A 23,181-nucleotide genomic window follows, 5' to 3' on the forward strand; every position below is an offset into this window, starting at 1 on the left:
CACTTATGAGATCTACAAAACTCAATACAACAAAGGGATTCTCACTGGTAGAAGTGGTGATTGCCATGGGGATCGTGGCTATCCTGCTGACTACATTCTTTGCCGTATTTACTCCGGCCCAACGAAATATCCAACGCTCCCTTGGCATCAAGGATGCCAACCGTATGGCATCCGCCTTGGAAAATGAAATGGCGGTGCTGAGACCCGGTGGTGAATCCAGTACTTACGATTCTGCTTTTGATAAAGCCTTCGAGTGGATCAAGAATTCCAATTCTCCTACTTCAGCCGTCCTAGTCTACCAATACACGGCAGTGCCTGGTCAGACCGATGGAGAAATGAACCAAGATGGCACACCTCAAGCCTACAACACCGCGAAGGATAAAGGTATCCCAGGTAAGGATTACATTACATTTACCGCTGTCAGAAGTCTTAATGACAGTAGCGCTAGGAACTTGATCCAAGAGGAGCTTGTCCCTGGTGTGGTAACTGGAGGTGTCTATGTGGTACGCATGACTCAGCTTGTGCCTAAGCAAGATGGCAGCTTGGGGCTTGGGTCTGAGGGGCAAATCGTAGATCCTGATACAGGTTCCGGAGTTGGCTCCAGTGATCAATACGAACAAGCTTACATCGCATTTCAGGCTGACTTCTTCCGTCTTAAGTCCAACCAGGCAGGCTATGTACTGGGTGGCTCATGGAATTTCGATAATCTCGGTAAGGCTGTAGCATCTCGTAACATGGCCGTCAGACGATAACCCCATAAGAATAGGATTTTATGATTTCAGTAAAGAAACTCAGAAGCCGCAAAGGCTTCACAATGATCGAACTGCTTACTTCGGTTGCTGTTACTGCCATTATCATCAGTGTCTTGATCGGGATGACCCGTATCGCCATGGATGCTTGGAAGGATAGCCGTGACAAGACCAAGGCATCACGTCTGGCTAAGGAAGCTCTGGAGACCATGTCCAAGGACTTGGAGGGGATTGTGATCCGCTCCGGCAACAACTATGAATGGGCCTTTGTGAAGTCCGAGTCTTCCAACAAAGACGGTCCTCTCAATGCCGAAATGTCCAACCCAACTGAGATTCTCTTCTTCACAGGGGCAACAGATCGTTATGATGGTCAAATCGGTACCAAAGACGATAAAGGTGGCGACGTGTCCACGGTGGCTTATCGTATTGTTTATCAGGATCAATTGAATCCTGGTGAAAACGAGTTCCCGATCTTTGCTCTCTACAGAGACTTGGTAAACCCTGATGAGACTTTCAAAAAGTATCTTTCAGAAGAGAACTTGATGTCCGGTGGTATTTACAATTCCAGTGATACCAGCGACCAGGAGAACTTCTTGGTGGAAAATATTTTCGACCTAACTATTACATTCATCTTCGAGTATCAGGATAATTCAGGTCAGACCTTCACCAAGCGAGTACCTGTTACGGCGGACGGCTCTGGTGCCAACCGCTTGAGAATCTTTGGAGATCGTGTGGAAGTAGGTGGTTCCGTTCTTAATGACCCGAGTGGCAATAAGATCACCCGTCTTGCTGGATGTGAGTTGAGCGTGCTGGTGCTTACAGACAGTGCTCTGACCCTCTTGAAAAATCGTAACTTCTCTGATCCGAGTGAGCTTTCCAAATTCCTCAATGAGAATGGATTCCATTACTCCAAGTCAGTGATTCTGCCACGCCCTTAATCAGGTGTAGGTTTGAGACCTTTTCAAAGAAAAGCCGGTCTAACGACCGGCTTTTTTATTTTAGGGGAGAGGCTTATTGCTTGTAGCTCATGGATTAGTCTTATCGTGCTCTTCAAGCCACTTCTTGCGGGCTTCCAGGTTTTCTTGCAGATCAGAGAGCTTGCTTCGCTCGGTTCTGAATTCCTGGTATTTTCTGCGAATCGTATTCAGGTCGTCTCGCAAGTCGGATACAGCTTCATTGAAAGCCTCCTCCAGATCATTAGCAGCTTCTTTGCCGACTGCTGATGTGTTGTCTGGTTTACCGGCCGTCATGACCTGGGTGAGTTGGCTTTTGCGGGCTAGCAGTGTTTCCTCATGGCGCTGAAGTTCTGATTGGATTAATTCCTTGTCCTCTGGTGAGAGATCGCGGTTTTCCAATTTATCCTTCATGCCAGCGATCAAGGATTCATAGCGTGTGATGGATTTTTTGAGAGCGCCTTCCATGGCGTCTCGTTGTTTTTTATCCATGCTCTTATCCCGTCTATTCTGCTTCCATTCCTCGCTGATTCTCTCGTTTTCGACATACCAGAAGCTTCCTCCGGAATAGTACTCGTAGCCTCCGTCTGATTCATATTTCTTCACGTCCTCGTCCTGGGTGAAAGAGTTTGAGATTTTGACGATCTGCTCCACCCGTGTCTCGGTGAGTTTGTCTAGCGTGTCGATTTCTTCCTTGAGTCCCTCTGAGCCTGTTTTCTTGAGTTCCCGTAGAACCTCTGAACGGCGGCTCTGAAGGCGCTGAGCCGACTTGCCTAGCCCTTCCATGGCCTGCATTTTGAGCTGGCTTACCTTGCGGCCTGAAGACTGGGAGTCTTTGATGCTAGCAAGCTTGTTGACGATTTGGTCGATCTGGGACTCGACTCGCTTATCCAGACGGATGATATCCGCAGCGAGGACTTTAAGGCGTTCTGAGCGCTCATCAATGCGCTTCTCGAGCGCAGGTATGGATTTTCTGCGGGCTTCCATATCGATAGCTTGTTCGTCCTGTCCAAACGCGAACGGGCTGCAAAACGATACGACAATCACAAAGGGGGCTAGAGTTTTCATCAATACTTATATACTCATGCTTTGCCAGTTGAATCAAGTCGTTAGTTTGTTAGTGAGTTTTGCCCTGTATTGATAGTGAGTGTGTTGTGTTCTGGTTTGTGTGGTCTATTGAGGGAGGAGGGAGATCTTAGCCTGAAACGGGAAAAGTGGTGAGTTCGGAGTGTTCAAAGGCGGGGGAATGGTATAGATGAGGAGCGTGAGCGATATGGAAACAGAAATTCTCTATGCAGATCCAGAGGGCTTTGATGAGGCTGTGAATGCCGCAGTGAAGCTGCTGGAAAGTGGCGAAGTAGTGGCCTTGCCTACAGAGACTGTCTATGGTCTTGGGGCGAATGCTCTGGATGAATCAGCTGTGGCCAAAGTATTTGATGCCAAGCAGCGCCCCTCTTTCGATCCTCTGATCGTACATATTGCGAAGCGTGAGCAAATCCGTGAAATCTGTGAACTCAGCCCTGAGCTGGATGAAGTGGTGCAGAAGCTCATGCATGCATTTTGGCCGGGACCGTTCACCATGGTACTTCCGAAGAAGAGTATCATTCCAGATATTGTGACGAGTGGTGAGCCTACCGTCGCGGTGCGTATGAGTGCGCATCCGGTGATGCGAGCCGTGTGTAAGCAAGTCGGTAAACCAATCGCGGCACCAAGTGCCAATCGTTTTGGCCGCATTAGCCCGACATCGGCTAATGCCGTTGAGAAGGAGCTTGGTGGCAAAATTCCCATGATTGTTGATGGCGGCGCCTGCAATGATGGCGTTGAAAGTACAATCGTGCGTGTGGAGCTGGGTGAGAAAAGACCCGAGCTTCATCTACTGCGTGCCGGTCCTGTAGTCAAAGAAGACCTGCAGAAGTACGGCAAGGTGATCAGACCGAAAAAGGCCCGGAATGTAGCCGAGGCTCCGGGTCAGTTGGACAGTCACTATGCTCCGGCGACACCACTGTATATTTTTGACAAGCCAGAGGACTTCAAGCCTGAGCCGGGTCTCCGCTACGCGCTGCTGAGTTATCGTGGCGCCTCCAGGGATGGGTATATCGACCTCTATGATTGGGATGTCGTGGAGGAATTGAGCCCCGGTAGCGGCAAGTTGACCGAGGCGGCAGTGCGTTTGTTTTTTGTCATGCGTCAGCTGGATGAGAGTGGCGTGGATGCCATCGTCGCGGAAACCGTGGCAGAGACTGGAATTGGCGTGGCTATCAACGACCGTCTGAGAAGAGCAAGCGTGCCTCAAGAACCAGCGTAATTAAAAGGATATGCTGCGCTCCATCATGACTGTCTCGGGGTTCACGGCGATCAGCCGTGTCCTGGGGTTCCTGCGGGACATTCTTATCGCTAGATATATTGGCTCGGGTCTGGTGGGGGACGCCTTTCTCTCTGCATTTCGTTTTCCCAATTTATTCCGCCGAATTTTCGGTGAAGGTGCCTTCAATGCGGCGTTCATTCCGATGTTTGGCAGGCGTCTGGATGGCGAAGGTCAGCAGAAGGCTCTGGGCTTTGCGAGTAACGCTTTTTCGGTGCTCTGCGTTACCTTAGTGATTTTCTCGATCATCGCGATCCCGTCCATGAAATGGATCATGAGCGCGGTGGTGCCAGGTTTTAAGCCGGCTGTGGTAATGACCGCCCCGCATGGTGAGCAGCTCGAGACTGTGCCTTTCACTGTGCAGGTCGGTGGTGAGCGAAACATCTATTTTTCGGATGCCGCCAACAAGGAATTCGAAGGTGGCAGAAGTATTGTTCTCAAAAACCTGCGTTTGGTTGGTGAAGGGGATAAGGTGTGGACCAATCCATTTGGTGATGGTGCACGCACTGAAGAGCTTCCCTTGGAGAGCTTTGTTTCCGGCTATAACGAAAAGGAAGACGCTCGCGTAGAGGCGGCCTTGGCACAAGGTGAGGAAGCCAGTCCTGTCTATAGTTTGACTAACCTAACTCAGCAAGGTGATCAGTGGGTCGTGGCGCCAGGTGATTTTGGCCGCATCCGTATGGGTCGTGGTCATGACTATGGCTGGCTGGAAGGTGAGCTGGTGACTGGAGCGGGAGCGACCGAGGCGGATGTTGTAGAAGTCTACAAAAACCATCCAGACACCTTTTCGCTGACGGTCACCCTCTCTCAGATCACATTCTGTTATTTACTGTTCATGGCCTTGACGGCTCAGTTGAGCGGCGTGCTCAATACCTTCAAGGTCTTTGGGGTTCCTGCAGCAGCACCGATCCTCTTGAATCTTGTTTTCCTGATCGGCCTGGTCGTCTTCATCTGGATTCTCGGATCTGATCTGCCCGGACACGTCTTGGCTTGGTGTGTGGCGGTAGCAGGCGTTCTGCAGTTTGTGATGCTGTGGTGGAGTTGCCATAGACACGGTTATGAGGTGAGGCTGCAAAAGCCGGAGTTCAATGGGGAAATCAAGCGACTCTTTGTCCTTATGATTCCTGGGATTGCCAGTGCGGGTATCCAGCAGGTCAATTTGCTCGTCGGTAGTGTGATTGCCAGTTTCCAGCAGGGCGCGATCTCATGGCTCTATTATTCTGACAGGGTCTATCAGCTCCCCTTGGGAATGATTGGCATTGCTTTGGGGATTGTCTTGCTGCCGGAAGTGACTCGTTTGCTGCGTTCTGGCAAAAAAGACGAGGCTTCTGAGAGTATCGTTCGTGGCGCAGAGATTGGCCTACTGATTACCTTACCAGCAGCCATTGCGATGATCGTGATACCTGGTGCTATCATCTCTCTCTTGTTTGAGCGTGGTGAATTTACTGCTGTGGATGCGAGTGCTACTTCCCAGGCACTGGCCGGTTTTGCACTGGGCTTGCCCGGCTATGTTTTGATCAAGGTGCTCCAGCCCGGATACTTTGCGAGGGAAGATACCAAGACTCCGATGAAGATGGCGATTGTGACGGTGCTGGTGAATATCGTGGTCAGCCTGGCACTGTTCCCTTTCATTGGCCACATAGGTATCGCGATTGCGACTTCCGTGGCGGCTTGGGTCAATGTGGCTATGCTGTGGTTTGGTCTTAAAGGCTTGGTAAAAGTGGATTCTCTCTTCTGGAAGCGTATCGGGAAGCTGCTGCTCGCGAGTGTGCTGATGGGGCTCACCGTCTGGGTAGCTCAATGGATGGTTTCCGATTGGTTAGTCGAAGGGCTGATCAAGAAGGTCTGCGCGGTATCTTTGCTCATCGGCCTGGGAATGGTGGTCTATGCCATGCTGGTGCTCGGGCTTAAGGCGATGACCTTACAGGAGCTCAAAGCAGGCTTCCGCAGGTAAGTAGATAGATGGATGCTTATTCCCCGGCTTGAGTGAACGCCGGGGGGTATTCGATGGCGAACTTGGGATCTTCCGTGTTCCATCTCAGTGCACGGAAATGCTGATTTGAGGAGTCATAGGGACAGCGGGCGTTCCAGGTTTTGAGAAAGCCGAATCGCTCATAGAATGCAGGGTCTCCCAATACAAAAATGCTTTCGTCGCGAAGTTCCGCACTTTGGAGAGTTTCCCGGATGAGCTGGGTGCCGATTCCTTGTTTCTGATGATCTGGGTGTACACAGACTGGTGCCAGATGGTAGCCAATCTTGGTGCCGCTGCGCAATGCAGGAGAATAGAGAATGTGAGCGATAATCGTTCCTTTCACTTCGAGCACCCATTCATGAAAATCGTCTTCGCTAACTACCAGTGCCCTGAGCTGTGCCTCGTAGCTGCTCGGGGAGAAGGCTTTTAAAAGTAGTTCGGAAATGGCTGCTGAATCCGATGGGGTGGATTTTCTGATCATGCTATCGTTCTAATCGAGTAGATACTGGGTGAGGTTATGGCAATGGCTCTGCAGTGAGTCGATCAAAGGGAGCTGGCTCTGGCTGTCTCTGAGAAGAATCGGGAATTCTGTGCAGCCTAACACCACAGCTTTAGCTCCTTTGGTGGCTAGCTTTTCGATGATCTTTAGGAATGCTGCTCGGCTTTCATCATCGAATATTCCCATGGATAGCTTGTCGTAGAAGTGCTGCTGGATGATATCTTGCTCAGTGGGAGCTGGCACCAAGGAGGTGATCTGATGTTGGCTGAGAAGTCTTCCCCGGATGAAGTCTTCCTGCATGGTGAAACGCGTGCCGAGGAGGCCGATGCAGTCCAAGTCTTGAGCTTTCACGGAATCGGCAATGGCGTCGGCAATATGGAGCACGGGGATATTCAGCGACTCTTGCAGTGGTTCGTAGATTTTATGCGGTGTGTTGGCACAGAGTGCTATCGCATCGCAGCCTGAGCGTGCCAGCTTTTGAGCTGCATCTATGAAGATCGTGGAAATGGTCTGCCAATCTCCGGAACGTTGCAGTTCGTGGATCTCGTGCTGGTTGAGGCTGACAAGATGAAGAGGTGGGTTGGTGTTATTCCCATAGTGTTGGTTGATGGCACGATTCAAGGTGCTGTAGTACTCTACTGTGGAGTGCCACGAAGTGCCGCCTATGAGCCCGAGTGTTTTCATGCTCTTTACCCCTAGCTCATATACTCTACTCAGGAAAGCAGCGAATGCATGGTTTGCTCATTAAGGTCAATGGTCTGGGTGGAGCCGTCCAGGATGTTGTCAGCCAGAGTGTTTTTCTTCGACTGCATGTCCTGGATACGTTCCTCGACGGTATCTTGACAGATAAGCTTGTGAACGAATACGGCCTTGTCCTGGCCAATCCGGTAGGCTCGGTCGGTAGCTTGGTTTTCTGCGGCAGGATTCCACCAGGGATCGTAATGGATGACAGTGGATGCACCTGTTAGGGTGAGTCCTGTGCCACCGGCTTTGAGGGAAATGAGGAAGACTTCGCCTTCACCGGATTGGAAACGCTCGACAAGATCTTGGCGGTCTTTGGTGGCTCCAGTTAAGATGAGATACTCGATGCTTTCCTCATTGAGATAGTCTTCAATGATGCTGAGCATGGAGGTGAACTGGGAGAAGATCAGGACACGGTGACCTTCAGCCCTGAGGGTTTCCAGTAGCTCTATCAGATAGCTGAACTTCGCGGATGCATGGTAGTCGAGTTTCTCGTAGCGTTTGGCTTCATCATCCTCTCCCTTGAGTAGAGATGGGTGACAGCAGATTTGGCGCAGCTTGAGGAGCGCATCTAGAAAGACTATCTGAGCCTGGCCACCGCGTGCGATGATGGCCTGGCGCACTTGCTTGTCCATTGCCGAGCGTACGGTTTCATAGAGGTCCTTTTGCTCTTCTGTGAGTGAAATGGTATGCAGAATCTCTGTTTTTGGCGGGAGCTCCTTGGCAACGTCGTGCTTCGTGCGGCGCAGGATGAGTGGGCCGACTTTTCGGTTGAGCTGGTTGCGCTTTTCCTCGTCGTGATTTTTTTCGATCGGAGAGCGATAGGTTTCGGTGAACTGTGTTTGCGTTCCCAGCAGACCGGGCATGAGGAAGGCGAAGAGACTCCAGAGTTCGCCGAGATTGTTTTCGATCGGGGTTCCTGAGAGGCAAAGGCGATGGGTAGAGCTGAGTTCGCGCACCGCCTGAGAGGTCTGGGCTGCGGCATTCTTGATGTGCTGGGCTTCATCCAGTGCGATCAGGTGATAGTGGATCGGCAAATGCTGCTCGAGGTCGCGGTGTATGAGGGCATAGGATGTGAGTACCAGGTCGTACTCGTTGATCCGGGAGAAGTGTTGATGTCTGTCAGGTCCCTGCAGGATAAGCACGGACAGAGTGGGGGCGAACTTGGCGGCCTCACGTTGCCAGTTGACGACCACAGAGGTGGGGGCGAGAACTAGCGTGGGATGTCCTTTGGATTGGCCGCTCTCTTTCTCAGTGAGAATGTGGGTGATGGTTTGCAGTGTTTTACCCAGGCCCATGTCATCGGCTAGAATCCCACAAAACCCACTTCTTGCGAGGAACTGCATCCAGCAGAAGCCTTCCTGCTGATACTCTCGCAGGGTGGCCTGCAGTGAGTCGGGAGGGGTGATGTTTTCAATCTTCTGCGGGGAGAGGATACGCTCGGCTATTTGTTCGATGTCATCCGGGGCTGCGACTTCGATCTCGGGATCCGCCTCTAGCAGAGCTGCATCCAGCTTTGACATCTTGATAGGGCCGTCTGTGAACTTGAATTCAAGAATCTCCCCTAGTGTCTTCAAAATATGGCGGAAACGTCCAACCGGGAGGACGAGGCCTCGGCCATCGGGGAGAAAGATCATGAATTCCTGTCCCTTTGGCATGCCTTCAGTGACCTCCATGAAGTTGTTTTCTAACAGTGCTGCTAGGATGGGTTGCAGTTCGAACTGCTCGCCATCGATCTCGAAACCTGCCGAGAGGTGGAACCAGCCTTTGGCCTCCTCGACCATTTCAGCCTTCCACGTGTCTGTGCGGAAGACCAGCGGCTTGAGGGCTACATGAGGGGAGTACTTGACCTCCCAGCCTCTGGATTCCAGCGCCGGAGTAGCTTCGTGTCTGAAGCGCTGCCAATAAAAGTCTGGGTGCGGCCATTCCTTTTTGTTCACGCCCCATGGTGGAGCGATATGCGAGGTGCTCTGCTTGGCGGTTTTCAGGAAGTGAGTGGCAGTAGGCTCTTCCTGTTCATCATGTAATTGGTCAAAGTTTTCGTTTTTCTTCAGCGGCAGCAGGTCCAGCGCATAGAGAGTCTGGAGGGCGACCATTTCAGCCTCACGTTTCCTGATGATTTTTTGTTCGGGGGTGACGATGGGTCGGAGGTTGCCTGAAGGTTCCAGCGGAACTTGGTGCTTGCCGTAGACTGCGTATGGCTGCGCGTAAATCTCAGGAAGGTAGTTCAGGGTTTTGTCATTAGGGCGCCTTTCGATGCGAATGAGGAAGCTAGGTCCTCCGCTTGAGGCTGAGGGGGCTGGTTTCTGGCTTTCTATGCTTGTTAGGTTCTTTCCTTCGCTGATGTTTTCGGTGTGCGGAGTTTCGCCGAAGGCTATGAAGAGGCGTTCCCCTTTACTGAGGTATTCCAAGCCACAGGCGCAATGCACGCAGTTACTCCGGACATCACAGGAGCAAGAGGCGTCGAGCTGGAGCTCTCCGTTCTCCATCCAGAATGCGAGGATGGACTCATGCTGGTGACCTGTCTTGTCCATGATCTGGGCAACGAGCTCGACGTCACCCGTTGGCAGAAATTCACCAGTCACCGAGGTGACACAGCGACCTCGAGCCATCTTCGTGCCAGCCATAACTACGCCTCGTTCAAACTGCCCCGTCCAAGACGAGGTGTTCAGGTAGTCCGTAATGTGTTTCATCTCCAGCACGGGGCTTTTATAGTGTCCGTGGAGCAAACTTGCATTGTTTTTGTCAGCGAAGATACTAGTTTTGTTAAAATAGCGAACGTGAAATATTAAAACATGTGCGCAATAACTCACTACTCAATCACGTAAAGAGCGTGTACTCATAATCTAATACCCCACGCACTCCGCATTTTAAGAACATTATCACAAACACATGAAGAGAATTACTATGAGAAACAGAATGGCTGCCTTCGGTGCGGTCATGCTGGCGGGTCTGGCCAGTTTTGCCCAGGCAGCTGGTGAGAAGCCGAACATCGTATTCATCCTGGCCGATGACTTGGGCTATGGTGAGCTTGGCTGTTACGGGCAAGAGAAGATTAGGACTCCGCACATTGACCAGTTGGCGAAGGAGGGGATGAAATTCAACCAGCATTACACTGGAGCCCCGGTCTGTGCACCTGCACGCTGCGTGCTGATGACTGGCAAGAGCTTGGCCCGTGCGGAAATCCGCGGTAATCGTGACTCTGGTAATGGCAAGAAATTCCCGGGACAGTTACCGATCACGGCAGATGCCGTCACCATCGCGGAAGTGCTCAAAGAGCAGGGTTACACGACTGGTGCTTTCGGTAAGTGGGGCCTAGGCCCTTCAGATACCACAGGGTCACCCATGAAGCAGGGTTTTGACCGTTACTATGGTTACAACTGTCAGCGTAATGCACACAGCTATTATCCTCCCTTCCTGGATAGCGACGAGGGGACGGTGACGATCAACAAGAATCCGATCCCTGGACACAAGCGTCAGCCGAAAGGCGAAGTGAAGGCTGAGGACTACATCGCAGAGAACTATGCTCCTAAGCTCATTCTGGATGAGAGCCTCAAGTTCATCGATAAGAACAAGGACAAGCCATTCTTCCTCTATCTCCCTTTTGTGGAGCCACACGTTTCCATCCAGTCTCCACAGGAACTGATCGATACGTACCCTAAAGAGTGGGACAAGGATCGTGAGTATCGTGGACAGAACGGCTACCTTCCTCATCCCCGTCCGCGTGCAGCCTATGCGGCAATGATTACTGATCTGGACAGACATGTCGGAGCTGTCATGGAGCGGCTTAAAAAGTACGGTTTGGATGAGAACACCATCGTGATCTTTACCTCAGACAATGGACCGACTCACGGAGGCGGTGACAAGAGATTCAATATTGGTGGTGCTGACTGTGAGTTCTTCAATTCCCGAGGTGAACTCAAGGGGTACAAGGGAAGCTGCTATGAAGGTGGAATCCGTATTCCTTGTGTTGTGAAATGGCCGGGCAAAGTGAAGCCAGGATCCGAGACTTCCTTCCCGTCTTACTTCCCGGATTGGTTCGTGACCATGGCTCACATCGGTGGAGCCACTCTGGCGGACAAAGATCAGGATGGCGTGGATATCACCCCAGTGTTGGAAGGTGCAGCTTCAGTGAAGCGTGATGTGCCTATGATCTGGGACTTCCACAACTACGGTGGCATCGTGGCCATTCGTGAAGGTAAGTGGAAGGCGGTACGCAGAAACCTCCTTGCCAGGAAAGGTAAGCCTGCAGCGTGGGAGCTCTATGATATTGAGGCTGACCCAGCTGAGAAGAACGATGTCGCATCCGAACACAAGGATGTCGTCAAGCAACTCGAAAAGGTTTGGCTTGAGCGCCGTACGATTGAGCCTGATTTCCCAGTGCCGTTCGTGGATGGTAAGAAAGAGCTGAAGTAAGCTGATCTCACCAAATTAGATTCAAAAAAAACCACCTTCCTTTTTGGGGAGGTGGTTTTTTTATAATGGAAAGGGAATTTGTCCTAGAGCGTGCTCAGGACTTTGTCGTCGAGTTTATACATCGCACCTGTGGCTGGATCTACGATGATGAGGCCGATGAGTCCGCCGAAGATAACGTTGCCGCCGTACCAGGGGTCGATCTTCGCGCTGAGCTCCTTGGTCTCTTTGTGTTTCCTCTTCTGGAAATCTACAGTGTACTTGGCTTTCTTAAAGTAGCCGTTTGAAGCTCTGAGGTTGACTGTAGCAGGGGTGTTGGCGGAATGGATGGTGTCACCATTCGTATCTTTGACGTTGAACTTCACGTTCGGAGTCGTGCTCTGGAAAGTGACTGGGTACTCAGACTTACTGACGATGGATGAACAGCTGGTAGTTGCCACAGCACATGCAGCAAGTAAGATGGAGAATGATTTCTTCATGGGATGATAGATTCAGCAATAACAACACAAGCTAACACATTGTTAGAAAGTGCAGAGGCGGAAACTAGTAGCCGGACCACTGAGGTCAAGCCAGATTTTGCTGCTTATTTAGCAGTTACCACCAGACCAAGGCACAGGCGAGAACGGCGATGCCGTATGTGAGGCCTGCGAAGGCGAGAGCTTGGAAGCGGCTCTTCTTGGCAATGGCCCAGGTGATGGCATCACGGAAAAGGTAGGGCATACCGACCCAGAACAGGCCGGCAGTAAGCAAACCGTAGCTGAAGATAGGAATGAGGAGCTTGCCTGGAGCTGGCTCCATCCAGGCGGCAGCGAGCAGTGGTGCAGCAGCCATCAAGGCGATAACCCCAAGCCCGCGCACTGCGAGGAACTCACGGACGCGATCGATCATGATGTAGGTCACGATGGGGACGAGAATGAAGAGAGCGGTTTTGGCGGCATTGAACTCACCGAGGTCCATGGCGAGCGGGGACTTGAACACTCTCTCAGGGATAATGAGCAGCCAGAACCAGAACATCCCGGCAGCCATGAAGGCGATACCAAAGGGGTAGTTGCGAGGCAGGCGCTTGAGAAACGCCATGGCATTGTCGGACTTGGTGAGCATCCAGACATGGACAAGGATGAGCCAGACACCAAGTATGTAGCCTGCGGTATTCAGTGGAATCTCTTCGTATGGATGCATGAGGAAATAGAGTGTTCAGGATGGCTGGCTCTATGCAGAGCCTGCCGTCAACGTATCGATGGATAAGTTCTGTACAGAGAATTTCAATGGCTAACTGAGTTTGAAGCCTATTTAGACTCTACCGCTGACGGAAACTGAGACCAACGGAACATACTGACATCAGTGTCGAACCAAGGATTCTGCTCCTTTTTTGCATTCAGAGTATGAACCTTGTAGGCTGACGGGTCGGCTTGAATCCATTGGTCATCCCCCAGATAAACGATGACGTGGTTACCGCTGGCTGTGATGGCGAGGTCTCCGGGGAGTAACTGCTCTGTAGGAAGCTCTTTAAGTACACCCTGGATGCCAAGTGGTTTGACATAGTTTCGGTACTCCTCCATCAGAGCTAGCGCACTGGAGTCATGCCACCAATTGAGGATCGATTCTCTTACCAGAGCCGGATTGGCACGAATCAGGCCTTCCTCAGCCATGGCTAAACGATATGCCTTCCGCGGAAGTCCCGAGCAATCAATGCCTTTTCCTGTCTCGCCGCCCCAGTGGTACTCGACTCCCTCATAGGATTCCAGATTTCTGGTGTAGCGCTCCCTCAGGGCGTCCTCCTTGATCTTTCTCATGGGCGCGTAGGCGATGATAGCACCTGCTGCCAGAGGGATAATGACTAGTAGAGAGCAGAGGGGGCGGAGCTTTCGAGTCAGGATGATGATGCTCATCCAGAAGGTGGCCAGTGCCGCCGTGGCGAGATAAGTCGCCAATTTGCTGTTTACCGGGTTGTTGTAGATGATGAGAAAGAGGATCAGGCCTCCAATCAGGCCAATCCATGAGAGAGTCTGGAGCTTGAGGCGGGACTTCAGCATGGTTTAAAGCGGGCGGGCATAGGTTTCACAGCGATTGTTCCATCCAGCGCGCCAGCGGGATTCACCCCGGGCCTGAGGTGAGTTTTTGATGCGGCGCTCTAACATGGCTTTGGCAGAATCAGCAAAGGCCCTGGCGGAATCTTGTCCTCCGGAGGAGGGACGCATGTTCGAGAGCACCTGAAGCATGCCCCAGCCTTGGTTGTTGTAGCGTTCGGTGGGATTGGTGCCGTCGCCTTTGAAATTAACGTAGTCGATGAGGGCGTAGGCTCCGTTTGGGGTAGATGCGACTTTGGCATAATTGTCCCGGATGCGTGCCCGTTCCTGGGCCGGAGCCGCGGCGAGGATCTTGGGGAGTGCGGCGCTGGAGCGGGAAAGGATGAAGTCAGTCTGGAGAGTGACGGTGCTTGCGAGAAACTTGCGTAACTCGGTGAGGCGTGGGCCGTTTTTGTCGGCATTGAACTGGGCTCTGGAGTTCCACGGGCAATCCTTGGCGCTGAGCACCCAGGCTGGAATGTCTTTGTTGCCAGCAGCTTTAGCGTAGTTGATGAAGAGCGGGAAGGTCTCTGTCCAGCGGCCATTGAAGCCTTTGGGGTACCAAATGAAGTGACCAATCCCCATGGAGGGGAATTCCTCTCCTTCATTCCAGTGGGTGAGCCCGGCGACGCTACCTCCAGATTCATTCTGCCAGATCTTTTTGCCGATCTTCATTTTGTCGGCATTGGAAAAGCGGGGAAGGAGGTTGTTGCTGGAGGCTGTTTTGACAAGAACGGGAGTTTGTTCCACTGGCGTGCAAGCCAGAAGTGGAAGAGATAAGAGGGTGAGCAAAAACGGATACTTCATGATAGAGTAATGAGTTATTTATGGGATTTTACGAGTGTAATCCCTGGAATGTTTCGTTATCTGTCGACGTATCCCAATTATGCCGATCTTCCTGAAATACCTGATCACGGCTGCCATTGTTGTGGCAGTATCCGAGTTTGCCAAACGGAGTGACAAGCTGGGGGCTTTGATCGCCTCCTTGCCCATGGTCACGACGATTGCGATGATCTGGATGTTTGTCGAATTGAAGGGGCAAACCCAGGTGGACAAGATTGCGAACCATTCCTGGTACACGTTCTGGTACGTCCTGCCAACCTTGCCGATGTTTTTGGTGATTCCAGTCATGATGCGTAAAGGGATTCACTTTGGTTGGGTCTTGGCTACGTATTGTGCCGGTACGATGGTTCTTTTTGTGCTTCTGCACCTGATTATGCGCCGATTTGGCGATGGTCTGATGTAGTGGCGTTTTGTGGGGTTGACCTTTGCGGGCGGAGAGGTTTTCTTGCGGCATGCTCGCTAAGCGGATTATCCCATGTCTCGACGTCACTGACGGACGAGTAGTGAAAGGCACGAATTTCGTTGATCTCATCGATGCGGGGGATCCCGTGGAGTGTGCGATTGCTTATAACGAGCAACAGGCAGACGAGCTGGTATTCCTGGACATCACGGCTTCCAGTGATGAGCGTAAAACGATGGTCGATGTCGTCCGCCGCACTGCCGAGCACGTCTTTATTCCTCTGACCGTGGGGGGAGGTATCCGCAAGGTAGAGGATATGCGCGAAATGCTGATGGCTGGAGCCGACAAGGTAGGAGTTAATACGGCAGCTGTAGTTAATCCCGGACTGGTCGACGAAGGGGCCAATGCCTTCGGGAGCCAGTGTATTGTCGTCGCCATTGATGCCAAGCGAGAGGGGCCTGGGAAGTGGGGAGTCTATACCCATGGTGGCCGCAAGCCTGTAGGGCTGGACGTGGTCGAGTGGGCCAAGGAAATCTACAATCGTGGTGCCGGTGAGATTCTACTTACCAGCATGGATGGAGATGGTACTAAGGCTGGCTATGATGTTGAACTGACTGCTGCAGTCAGTGAGGCTGTGGGGATTCCTGTGATTGCCAGTGGCGGGGCGGGGAATCTGCAGCACATGGTCGATGTGCTTGAGCAAGGCAAGGCAGATGCCGTGCTTGCGGCGAGTATCTTCCACTTTGGTCAGCACACGGTTGCTGAAGCTAAAGCCTATTTTGCCGAGAAAGGTATTCCGGTTAGGCCGATCACCAAGTAATTCCGTTGCAGATCCGGAATTGGTAACAATAACGACAACCTGATGTTCTAGTCTGAATATCAATGTTTTGCCGTGTCGATGTGTGTGCTGACTAGCCCTTCTGGCTCACAAATGTGAAGCAAGGGTTGAAAGTCTCAAATGGGTAGTTTACTACCATGACCATGTCCTTTGCTAAGTACATTACTACCCCTTTGACTGTTTCCCTGTTGAGCTGTCTCCTGCTTTCTTCATGTGATGTGGATTGGCGTAGCCGTAAGCAGATTGAAGAGGAAAAGAAGGAGCAAATGGAACATGAGCAGACTCTCAGGGAGCTTGAAGCTACCCGTAGGTCTGTGGAGGCCTCCAAGGCTCTTGAAAAACAAAAGGCAGCAGAGCTCGCAGCCAAACGTGCTGCTGAAGAGGCTGAGGAGAAAGAGCTCGAGCGTCAGCGTGTCGAGGAGCAGAAAAGGCTTGAGGAGGAAGCCAGACTGGCCGAGCTGCAGCTTAAGGAGGACCAGTATCGAGAGAGGCAGAGACTCCAGGCTTGTATTCAATTCAAGGGTAGGAAATTTGCATCGCTGACTCTGCGCAATGGCGACACCTTGGAAAACCTCAAAGTCACCTCCGCTGATGCGATTGGTGTATCTTTCATGCATGCCCATGGAATCAAAAGGATTCCATTCACGAATCTTCCTGATGAGATTCGCGAGGCCTGCCATTATGACCCGGAAGCCGCAAAGAGACGCGAGAAGCTTGAGCTGAAGTACAAGCAGGCCCAATATGAGGCGGCTCATAAGCTGGAGATGCTGGAGCGAGAAAGAAAAATCAAACTCAAGCAGCTTACCACCCTGTCAGGTGATTCACCTTCTAGCAATACCAAGCCTTCTACCACTCCCAAGGCTAGCACCCAACAAGGCTCGCTCACAGTGACCGTTTCCGGGATTAACCAACTTGGCAGAGACTACAAAAGGGGACAAAAGCTGCTTAAGATTCGAGCCTTTGCCAATGTGCCTGCCTATATCGAATTCAACGGTGAGCGCATTGTTACACTGCAGCCGTTTGTGGCTCGTGAAGTGGATAGGATGACGAGTCTTACTGGTCAATACAAGGTGGTCTTGAGAAGTGTCAAAGATGGCGCCATTCTCGACCAGGAAAGCCATAACAGAAAGACCGGCCTGTCTACCAGCGAGCTCTAGTCTTCCGGTTAGATTGGCCATCTTCATGGTGAAATCGAGAGTGAGCTCTTCTCGTTTTAGCGTCTAGGAAAGCTCGTCTTCACAGCTCCGTGGAAAAAATCCCCTGACAGGATTGGCCATGGCGTGTAAACTATATCCAGTTGTGAATTGAGTGTCAGTGTATTGCTCGGTGCATCGGTTTCCGTTGCAGCCTTGAAAGACATTCCTGTTCACACAGGATTTATGAGAAAAACAAAAGAAGTACTAAAGATAGGCGCTCTTGTGGCGCTTGGTTCCGCAGCCTTGATCAGTTTGGTTGCGTGTGAGAAAGAGGGACCTGCAGAGAAGGCTGGCAAGAAAATTGACGAAGCCGTCGAGAAAGCAGGTGATAAAGTGGAAGACGCTACTGACTAACCCCAAATAAGAAGATGTTAAGCAACGCCCTGCTATTTCTAATCATCGCATTGATCGCAGCTGCCTTAGGCTTCACCGTATTGTCTGGTATTGCTGCTACAATTGCCAAGATTCTCTTTATCCTCTTTTTGATTGTTTGGATTCTTTCCTTTTTCAAAAAGGGTTAAGCCGATGCAGTTAGCATCCTAGGAATTTCAAAGGCACCCGTGATGGGTGCCTTTTTTTTGCAGTTACCTCTCTGATTGGTGGTTCTTCACTTTTTTCTTTAATGGGGCCAAGAGGACGAGAGATACGTACATCAGAGCCGAGAGTAGTATGGCTAAATCAAACCGGTTGAAGGCACAAGCCACTCCAATAGCTCCCGTGCCCCAGAGGGTTATTGCCGTGGCGGTTCCTTTCACACTCTCGTTATTTTTTAGAATAGCTCCACCACCTAGGAAGCCGAGGCCAGTCATTACCCCGGCTATAAGGCGAGCTGCTGCATCATGCTCAATGCCCTCAGAGGGGACTAAGGATTTACCCACAAGTACAAAAATACAGCAGGTGACTGCGACTAAGGGATACGTACGTAATCCAGCGTTTTTCTCATGTGACTCACGATGCAGGCCGATAGGGAATGCTAGAATGCAGGCCGCTAGAGCTCTTCCAATATCTTGGATTTGGGGTAGGAACTCTGAGATTTGTTCTAACATAGGTAAAGATAAATGCAGTATTAGGGAAGATTACTTCTCAGGCTTTATTGTTTCAAGGCTGCTTCAATCGCTTCAGTCACCTTGGCGTCATCCGGGGTGGTGCGTGGTGAGAAGCGGGCGAGGATCTTGCCGTCCTTGGAGATCAGGAACTTGGTGAAGTTCCATTTGATGAGTCCTGGATAAGGCGAGTCCTTGCCAGCAAGGATCGTGTACAAGTCGTGGCGTTCCTTGCCATTCACCTTGAGTTTACCGTAGATAGGGAATGTTACTCCATAGGTGGTGGAGCAGAAGGTCTCAATCTCCTTGCCGGTACCAGGTTCCTGTTTGCCAAATTGGTTGCAGGGCATGCCTACCACGGTGAAACCTTTGTCGGCGTATTTCTTCTGCAGCTCCTCGAGCTGAGCGTACTGCTTGGTGAGACCGCACTTGGAGGCCACATTGACGATTAGCATGACCTTACCCTTGTGTTCGGCCAGGCTAGTCTCTTTATCGTCGACAAGCGTTTTGAGCGGGACGTCGTAGATACTGGCGGAGACTGAGCCAATGGCAGCGCTGCTGAAGAGGGCGAATAGCTTTTTGAACATCATGGCTTGGAATTTAATGCTGTTATGAAAAATGTACAGTGGTGACTTTTAGGGTGAATGCTTGAAGGTCCTGAGGTAGGGATCTTACTGGTACAAGGAGCGCGATTTGTAGTAAGTGTCGGGATATGGCGGCTTGCTGGGTTGACACCACGGGGGTGAGTTTGCACTTTGTTGGACTGTAAATTATGAGCAAGCAAATCATACTCAAAGCTAATTTGGAACTCGGTGTCGTCCCAACACATGTGAAATTTGTCGGAGGCCTGGTGCCGGATGAAAATGGCAAGCTGCCAAGAAATGCAGATGGTGAATTCGTCGTCGTGGCGGAGATGAAGAAGTTGATGGAGCAAAGCTCGGTGGCGATCACCAGCGTGCAGGTTCCTTACTTCGGTGGTGCGGATGCTGCGGATGTGGATGCGTTCTACAATAGTCTCAAGGATCTAGGCCTTACGCTTCACATCATCATGATGGTGGGCGGTGCTGACCCGATGTCTCCGGAAGGTGAAGACGCGGTAGTTGCCCAGCTCGTGGAAGGTCTGCAGACTGCCAAGAAATTTGGCGTGGCTACCGTTTCCTCCACCTCTCTGGAAGAATGGATGGACCCGAATGCTTCCCGCAAAGACGGCGCTGATTTTGACGCGGCTGTGAAGCAGGTGATCAAGCTTCACGTACGTGCCTACGAAGAGGCCGGTGTGGCTGGTAGCTGCGTAGAGGCCTGGAACCTGGAGTTCCTTCGTGGCATTGAGTTCAGCACATTCACTGACCTCGGTCGTGTGTGGGAAGTGGCCAAGGGCGCGAATGAGGTGATTGGGAAGAAATTCTTCAAACTCCTCATTGATGCCGCTCACTGCGGTGACTCCGAACTGAGTATCGATGAGAATGCAGCTCTCATTGCCAAGATTGCCGAGAGTGGTGAGATGGGCATGTTCCATGCTTCTTCTCCTACCACCCGTGGCTGCCTCTCTACCGATGATGGTTGGATCGGTGCCTTGCTTACTGCTTGTGCAAAGACAGGCAAACTCACTCAGGTCTTTGTGGAGCTCTTCAACCATGAAGACGATGCCTTGGCCGGTCTGCGTGCTGGAGTCGAAGGTCATGGTGTGGATACCACGGACGGACGTACTTACAGCGAGGCTGTGATCGACGGTCTGCGTGACGTGTCTTGCCGTATCAATAATTTGGTTGCGCGCGGTCTTCTCAAGTAAGGAGCTCGTTAACACTTGTTTCCACACAGTCACCTCATGAGTAAGACAATCTTGGTTATTGGTGGCTCTGGCTGTGTGGGACGCAATGTGATTGAAGTTTTGATGAGGGATCACCCGGAGTGCCGGGTGATCCTTTTGTCTCGGGGCATTGCATCTGTGGAGCAGCGCCAGGGAGTGACCTGGGTACGGGGAGACATTCTCGATAAAGATTCCCTGCTCGATGTCATGCGGAAGTTTGAGGTGACTCATATCCTGCACGCAGCGGGCATGCGAACCTCGGACTGCAAAGCCGATCCCGTGCACGCCATGGAGGTGAATGTCGCGGGTACAGTGAATGTGTTAGATTCGGCCAGAATGCATGGAGCGATTGAGCGCCTGGTGTTTCTGAGTACCGCCGCTGTCTACGAGGTGCCGGATGGTGAAGAATTTCTCGATGAAGGTGCCAAGACGAGCGCGCTCAATGCCTACACGGCGAGCAAGCTGGCCGCCGAAGCGATGGTGGAGTGCTACGCTCGAAGTTATGGTCTGAAATGTACCGTCCTCAGACCTCAAATTATCTATGGCCCGGACCGTGAGGGGGAAGGCTCTACTGCGGGGGTGAGCGTAGCCATTCGTGAAGCTGCCGCTGGGAGAAAATACACGATCCCTTTTCAGGGGCGGACCTATTTTCACTACACCAAGGATGTGGGAATCTATGTGGTGAGGTCTTTGTTAGAGTCCAGCGATGACTATGCGGTCTATAACCTGCCGGGAGAATCTCTGGAGGTAGCAGAGATTGCTGAGACCTTGAACCGGTGGGCGGGGAGAGAGTTGGTCGACTACATGCCTGTGAGCTATCCCTTTGCTCAGGGACTCGTCGATACGAAGTTCCGTGAGGCTTATCCAAGCGTGGCCAATACGCCGCTCGATGCGGTGTTAGAAAATTTATGAAACCCTGTGGAGAAATTAAAAAAGGCGAAGAGGATTCCTTCGCCTTTGGCTGGCTAGGGGGATTTAAGTACGTTTACTTAATCTCAATACGTTTTGATTTTTCGATTTCTCTGGGTTCCATCTTGGGCATGGTAAGCAGCAGGAGGCCGTCCTTGTACTCGGCGTTGATAGCATCCGTGTTCACATCATCAGGGAGCTGGAAGCTCCGGGAGAATGATGAGTAGCTAAACTCACGCCTGGTGACCGTTTCCCCTTCTTTCTCTTCATGCTCTTGTTTCTGCTCGGAGGAGATTGTCAGTACTCCGTGATCGAGTCCAATATCAAAGTCTCCTTTCTTGAGGCCTGGAGCTGCAATTTCCATCAGATACTCATTGTCGGTTTCCTTGGAGTTTACAGCGGGAATACTGGTTCCCAGTTCCATACTTCCTCTGAAGAAGTCTCTGTTGAATAAGCCGTCCCACAACGAATCAATTGCAGGAAGCAAACTGTCTTTGTCCCTTTTGATAATAGCCATAACGTTATCTGTTCGTTCGTGAATGCTAAGTGGCTTAGCATAGATAATTTAACGCTTACATCGACTGTCGTCTACGTGGATTTTACTCATCCGAGAGGCCAAAATGTGAAGGTTTTATGTTGGTTGCTATATCAGATGGTAGGAGCGGTGATTATGATACATTTCCGTGATCGTGGATTTGTCGGTGAATGAATTTATTATTTAATTACTTACGGCCCTTACTGTCTGCATGAAGTTTTGATTTCATCAACTTTCAAGCTCTTGAATTTGTGATGAGGCGGCGGAAATCGAATATGGCTATATTCGTGGGCATGATATCATCAGGCAGAAATTTGAGCAGCGTTGGGCGGATCGTGCAGAGTCCGTTGCTGACGTCTTAAATTTCCTCAATGAGATCCGCAAGGACCCCATGCTACTGAAAGCCTTGGCTTGCTATATGGCAGATGAGTTGCTCGCGAGATATGGTGGCCCAGATGGCTCTATCAATATGGCCGAGGATGTCATGCTGGCCGCAGTGGAGGCCATATTAACAGCAGGTATGAGCAAGGCGGGCAGCTTGGCGAAGCTGATGCCTAAGCTCAAGGTGCTCAGGGAGGCAATTGCTGATGGAAGAAATGCTAGAAAGCTTTCTAAAGCGATGGATGGTCTTGACCTTCTTGATGCAGACCTTGGATCAAACGCTATTGAACGCTCAATTAATGACATCTTCATTAATCCTGAGCGAGTATGGAATAAAAAACCAATTCAAAGGGGAATTGATATCGAGGATTCTTTAGCTACTACAGACTATAAGGATTGGTTCAGAGCAGGGCAATTAGATGATGGTATGTTTCCGCTTGTGGATTTTCAATTGGGGGATAATCTAGTTTCGTTAAAGAGTATAGATACGAATGGCAGTACGTGGACGGGTAGAATGGAGAAGCATATAAACGACTTAGCCTTGGGCCATGAGGTAAATGACGCGCCTGCCAACATGATATTGGATATTAGAGTGCAACCAGGTGGCGCTAGCGATGCCGCTTCACTTATTGAATACGGTGCTGAACGTGGTGTTGATGTAATGGTCTCTGAATTTAAATAGCATGAATAAATTGGTGTTGGTTTTCAGTTATACTAGTGTGGATGTCACTAAATTGTGGGATGCCCTGTATCCACTATTGTCCTCATCCATAAACGATGATCAAGTTGTTGATGTTTTTGGTGAGGAGATGAAGTTCATGGATATTGAGCGAAATCTAAGCGAAGAATCGTTCAGCCTTAAGAGTGAGAATTTATCTATAAACTACACTAGAGTCGGGCGATATAAGCATGACGCTGTTCGTCTCAAAACTAGCTTGTTGATAGATTGGGGTGAATTGGTGAGAGATCTATCAGATGTAGGAATATTTACTCAGGGATATCTAGTGGATGCTGAGTATGATTTCTGGCAGAATGCCGTGGATACTTTACAGTACGAAGTTGCTGGTAAAGATTTCAGCCATTTGCCAATGGTTTCAAACGGTCTGCCTAAGCCATTATCTAGAAACATTATTGATATCAGTGAAAATCCAGGAAGGAGAGTGCTTAAGAATGGTTATATAGAGGCGATTGGGAGCCCTATGTGGTTTACTGATGAATTTTGGAGGCTAACTGGATCTCAAATGTCTAAAGTTTGTAGTGTTGCTGGGGTGAGATGTGTTGTTGAAGATGGTATTACAGTGGTTAGTATGCTAGATGGAAGGGTTGATGAGGCCTCTAATGAAAGTACGCTGAAAAATCTTCGTTGCGCTCTATACCCCTAGCCTCCTGCTGCCTTGAAACACTCGACGTCGAGTATGATAGTTAACAAAAAAGAGCGACCAGCTTTCGCGGGTCGCTCTTTTGAAAGGAATGT

General features: G+C 50.8%; 25 protein-coding genes. 14 read left to right on the forward strand and 11 right to left on the reverse strand.

Annotated elements, in window-relative coordinates:
• Positions 1-5: 5 nt before the first annotated feature.
• Positions 6-752, forward strand: coding sequence for a prepilin-type N-terminal cleavage/methylation domain-containing protein (locus BUB27_RS13825; protein ID WP_143184451.1), 747 nt, complete (start codon positions 6-8; stop codon positions 750-752).
• Positions 753-772: 20 nt separating this feature from the next.
• Positions 773-1,687, forward strand: a complete 915-nt coding sequence (locus BUB27_RS13830) for a type IV pilus modification PilV family protein (RefSeq protein WP_143184452.1) — start codon at positions 773-775, stop codon at positions 1,685-1,687.
• Positions 1,688-1,774: 87 nt separating this feature from the next.
• On the opposite strand, the gene BUB27_RS13835 is transcribed toward BUB27_RS13830, so the two are convergent.
• Entirely contained in the window at positions 1,775-2,770 is a 996-nt protein-coding gene (locus tag BUB27_RS13835) for a coiled-coil domain-containing protein (protein ID WP_143184453.1), read from the reverse strand.
• A gap of 205 nt (positions 2,771-2,975) precedes the next feature.
• Here BUB27_RS13835 and BUB27_RS13840 point away from each other — a divergent pair, with 205 nt between their 5' ends.
• The gene (locus BUB27_RS13840; protein ID WP_143184454.1) at positions 2,976-4,007 is read left to right on the forward strand and encodes an L-threonylcarbamoyladenylate synthase; all 1,032 of its coding nucleotides are present in this window, start codon (positions 2,976-2,978) and stop codon (positions 4,005-4,007) included.
• Positions 4,008-4,032: 25 nt separating this feature from the next.
• A complete protein-coding gene (gene murJ, locus BUB27_RS13845; protein WP_159434971.1) occupies positions 4,033-6,018 on the forward strand; it encodes a murein biosynthesis integral membrane protein MurJ in 1,986 nt (661 codons plus the stop codon).
• Positions 6,019-6,034: 16 nt separating this feature from the next.
• Here murJ and BUB27_RS13850 read toward each other — a convergent pair whose 3' ends face one another.
• The 3 genes from BUB27_RS13850 to BUB27_RS13860 are packed head-to-tail and all read right to left on the reverse strand — an operon-like array spanning position 6,035 to position 9,969.
• Entirely contained in the window at positions 6,035-6,517 is a 483-nt protein-coding gene (locus BUB27_RS13850) for a GNAT family N-acetyltransferase (RefSeq protein WP_143184456.1), read from the reverse strand.
• Positions 6,518-6,526: 9 nt separating this feature from the next.
• On the reverse strand, positions 6,527-7,219 hold the full coding sequence (locus tag BUB27_RS13855) for an aspartate/glutamate racemase family protein (protein WP_143184457.1): 693 nt from the start codon (positions 7,217-7,219) through the stop codon (positions 6,527-6,529).
• 29 nt (positions 7,220-7,248) lie between these two features.
• Positions 7,249-9,969 carry a DEAD/DEAH box helicase gene (locus tag BUB27_RS13860; protein ID WP_143184458.1) on the reverse strand — a complete coding sequence of 907 codons (2,721 nt, stop codon included), beginning with the start codon at positions 9,967-9,969 and terminating at the stop codon, positions 7,249-7,251.
• A 199-nt stretch (positions 9,970-10,168) separates the two neighbouring features.
• Between BUB27_RS13860 and BUB27_RS13865 the strand changes: the two genes are divergently transcribed.
• Entirely contained in the window at positions 10,169-11,692 is a 1,524-nt protein-coding gene (locus tag BUB27_RS13865; RefSeq protein ID WP_143184459.1) for an arylsulfatase, read from the forward strand.
• A gap of 83 nt (positions 11,693-11,775) precedes the next feature.
• Here BUB27_RS13865 and BUB27_RS13870 read toward each other — a convergent pair whose 3' ends face one another.
• The 4 genes from BUB27_RS13870 to BUB27_RS13885 all read right to left on the reverse strand — a co-directional run bounded on the left by BUB27_RS13870 (position 11,776) and on the right by BUB27_RS13885 (position 14,562).
• Entirely contained in the window at positions 11,776-12,168 is a 393-nt protein-coding gene (locus BUB27_RS13870; protein WP_143184460.1) for a hypothetical protein, read from the reverse strand.
• Positions 12,169-12,283: 115 nt separating this feature from the next.
• Positions 12,284-12,868 (reverse strand): hypothetical protein, encoded by a 585-nt coding sequence (locus BUB27_RS13875; RefSeq protein ID WP_143184461.1) that lies wholly within the window; start codon positions 12,866-12,868, stop codon positions 12,284-12,286.
• Positions 12,869-12,975: 107 nt separating this feature from the next.
• Positions 12,976-13,722: an NlpC/P60 family protein gene (locus tag BUB27_RS13880; protein ID WP_143184462.1), complete on the reverse strand. Its 747-nt coding sequence runs from the start codon at positions 13,720-13,722 to the stop codon at positions 12,976-12,978.
• A gap of 3 nt (positions 13,723-13,725) precedes the next feature.
• Positions 13,726-14,562 (reverse strand): hypothetical protein, encoded by an 837-nt coding sequence (locus BUB27_RS13885; protein ID WP_143184463.1) that lies wholly within the window; start codon positions 14,560-14,562, stop codon positions 13,726-13,728.
• Positions 14,563-14,641: 79 nt separating this feature from the next.
• Between BUB27_RS13885 and BUB27_RS13890 the strand changes: the two genes are divergently transcribed.
• The 5 genes from BUB27_RS13890 (at position 14,642) to BUB27_RS13905 (ending at position 17,553) form a co-directional block, all read left to right on the forward strand.
• Positions 14,642-15,001 (forward strand): DUF3147 family protein, encoded by a 360-nt coding sequence (locus BUB27_RS13890; protein ID WP_143184464.1) that lies wholly within the window; start codon positions 14,642-14,644, stop codon positions 14,999-15,001.
• Positions 15,002-15,050: 49 nt separating this feature from the next.
• Positions 15,051-15,818, forward strand: coding sequence for an imidazole glycerol phosphate synthase subunit HisF (hisF, locus tag BUB27_RS13895; RefSeq protein WP_143184465.1), 768 nt, complete (start codon positions 15,051-15,053; stop codon positions 15,816-15,818).
• Between the two features lie 161 nt (positions 15,819-15,979).
• On the forward strand, positions 15,980-16,993 hold the full coding sequence (locus tag BUB27_RS13900) for a hypothetical protein (RefSeq protein WP_143184466.1): 1,014 nt from the start codon (positions 15,980-15,982) through the stop codon (positions 16,991-16,993).
• Positions 16,994-17,215: 222 nt separating this feature from the next.
• Positions 17,216-17,386 (forward strand): hypothetical protein, encoded by a 171-nt coding sequence (locus tag BUB27_RS18940; RefSeq protein WP_159434972.1) that lies wholly within the window; start codon positions 17,216-17,218, stop codon positions 17,384-17,386.
• A gap of 14 nt (positions 17,387-17,400) precedes the next feature.
• The gene (locus tag BUB27_RS13905) at positions 17,401-17,553 is read left to right on the forward strand and encodes a DUF1328 family protein (RefSeq protein WP_143184467.1); all 153 of its coding nucleotides are present in this window, start codon (positions 17,401-17,403) and stop codon (positions 17,551-17,553) included.
• A 63-nt stretch (positions 17,554-17,616) separates the two neighbouring features.
• Here the strand turns inward: BUB27_RS13905 and BUB27_RS13910 are convergent, their stop codons facing one another.
• Together BUB27_RS13910 and BUB27_RS13915 are read right to left on the reverse strand one after the other, a co-directional pair.
• A complete protein-coding gene (locus BUB27_RS13910) occupies positions 17,617-18,078 on the reverse strand; it encodes an MgtC/SapB family protein (protein ID WP_143184468.1) in 462 nt (153 codons plus the stop codon).
• A 44-nt stretch (positions 18,079-18,122) separates the two neighbouring features.
• On the reverse strand, positions 18,123-18,662 hold the full coding sequence (locus BUB27_RS13915; RefSeq protein ID WP_143184884.1) for a glutathione peroxidase: 540 nt from the start codon (positions 18,660-18,662) through the stop codon (positions 18,123-18,125).
• A gap of 185 nt (positions 18,663-18,847) precedes the next feature.
• On the opposite strand from BUB27_RS13915, the gene BUB27_RS13920 reads away from it, so the two are divergent.
• Both BUB27_RS13920 and BUB27_RS13925 read left to right on the forward strand, forming a co-directional pair.
• Complete coding sequence (locus BUB27_RS13920; protein WP_143184469.1) at positions 18,848-19,864, forward strand: hypothetical protein; 1,017 nt, start codon at positions 18,848-18,850, stop codon at positions 19,862-19,864.
• A gap of 36 nt (positions 19,865-19,900) precedes the next feature.
• Positions 19,901-20,794 carry an NAD-dependent epimerase/dehydratase family protein gene (locus tag BUB27_RS13925; RefSeq protein WP_143184470.1) on the forward strand — a complete coding sequence of 298 codons (894 nt, stop codon included), beginning with the start codon at positions 19,901-19,903 and terminating at the stop codon, positions 20,792-20,794.
• 73 nt (positions 20,795-20,867) lie between these two features.
• Here the strand turns inward: BUB27_RS13925 and BUB27_RS13930 are convergent, their stop codons facing one another.
• A complete protein-coding gene (locus BUB27_RS13930; RefSeq protein ID WP_143184471.1) occupies positions 20,868-21,308 on the reverse strand; it encodes an Hsp20/alpha crystallin family protein in 441 nt (146 codons plus the stop codon).
• A gap of 409 nt (positions 21,309-21,717) precedes the next feature.
• Between BUB27_RS13930 and BUB27_RS13935 the strand changes: the two genes are divergently transcribed.
• Positions 21,718-22,389 (forward strand): hypothetical protein, encoded by a 672-nt coding sequence (locus tag BUB27_RS13935; protein WP_143184472.1) that lies wholly within the window; start codon positions 21,718-21,720, stop codon positions 22,387-22,389.
• Between the two features lies 1 nt (position 22,390).
• Positions 22,391-23,089 carry a hypothetical protein gene (locus BUB27_RS13940; protein WP_143184473.1) on the forward strand — a complete coding sequence of 233 codons (699 nt, stop codon included), beginning with the start codon at positions 22,391-22,393 and terminating at the stop codon, positions 23,087-23,089.
• Positions 23,090-23,181: the final 92 nt, after the last annotated feature.

The sequence above is a fragment of the Rubritalea squalenifaciens DSM 18772 genome (genome assembly GCF_900141815.1).
GTDB classification, from domain to species: Bacteria; Verrucomicrobiota; Verrucomicrobiia; order Verrucomicrobiales; family Akkermansiaceae; genus Rubritalea; species Rubritalea squalenifaciens.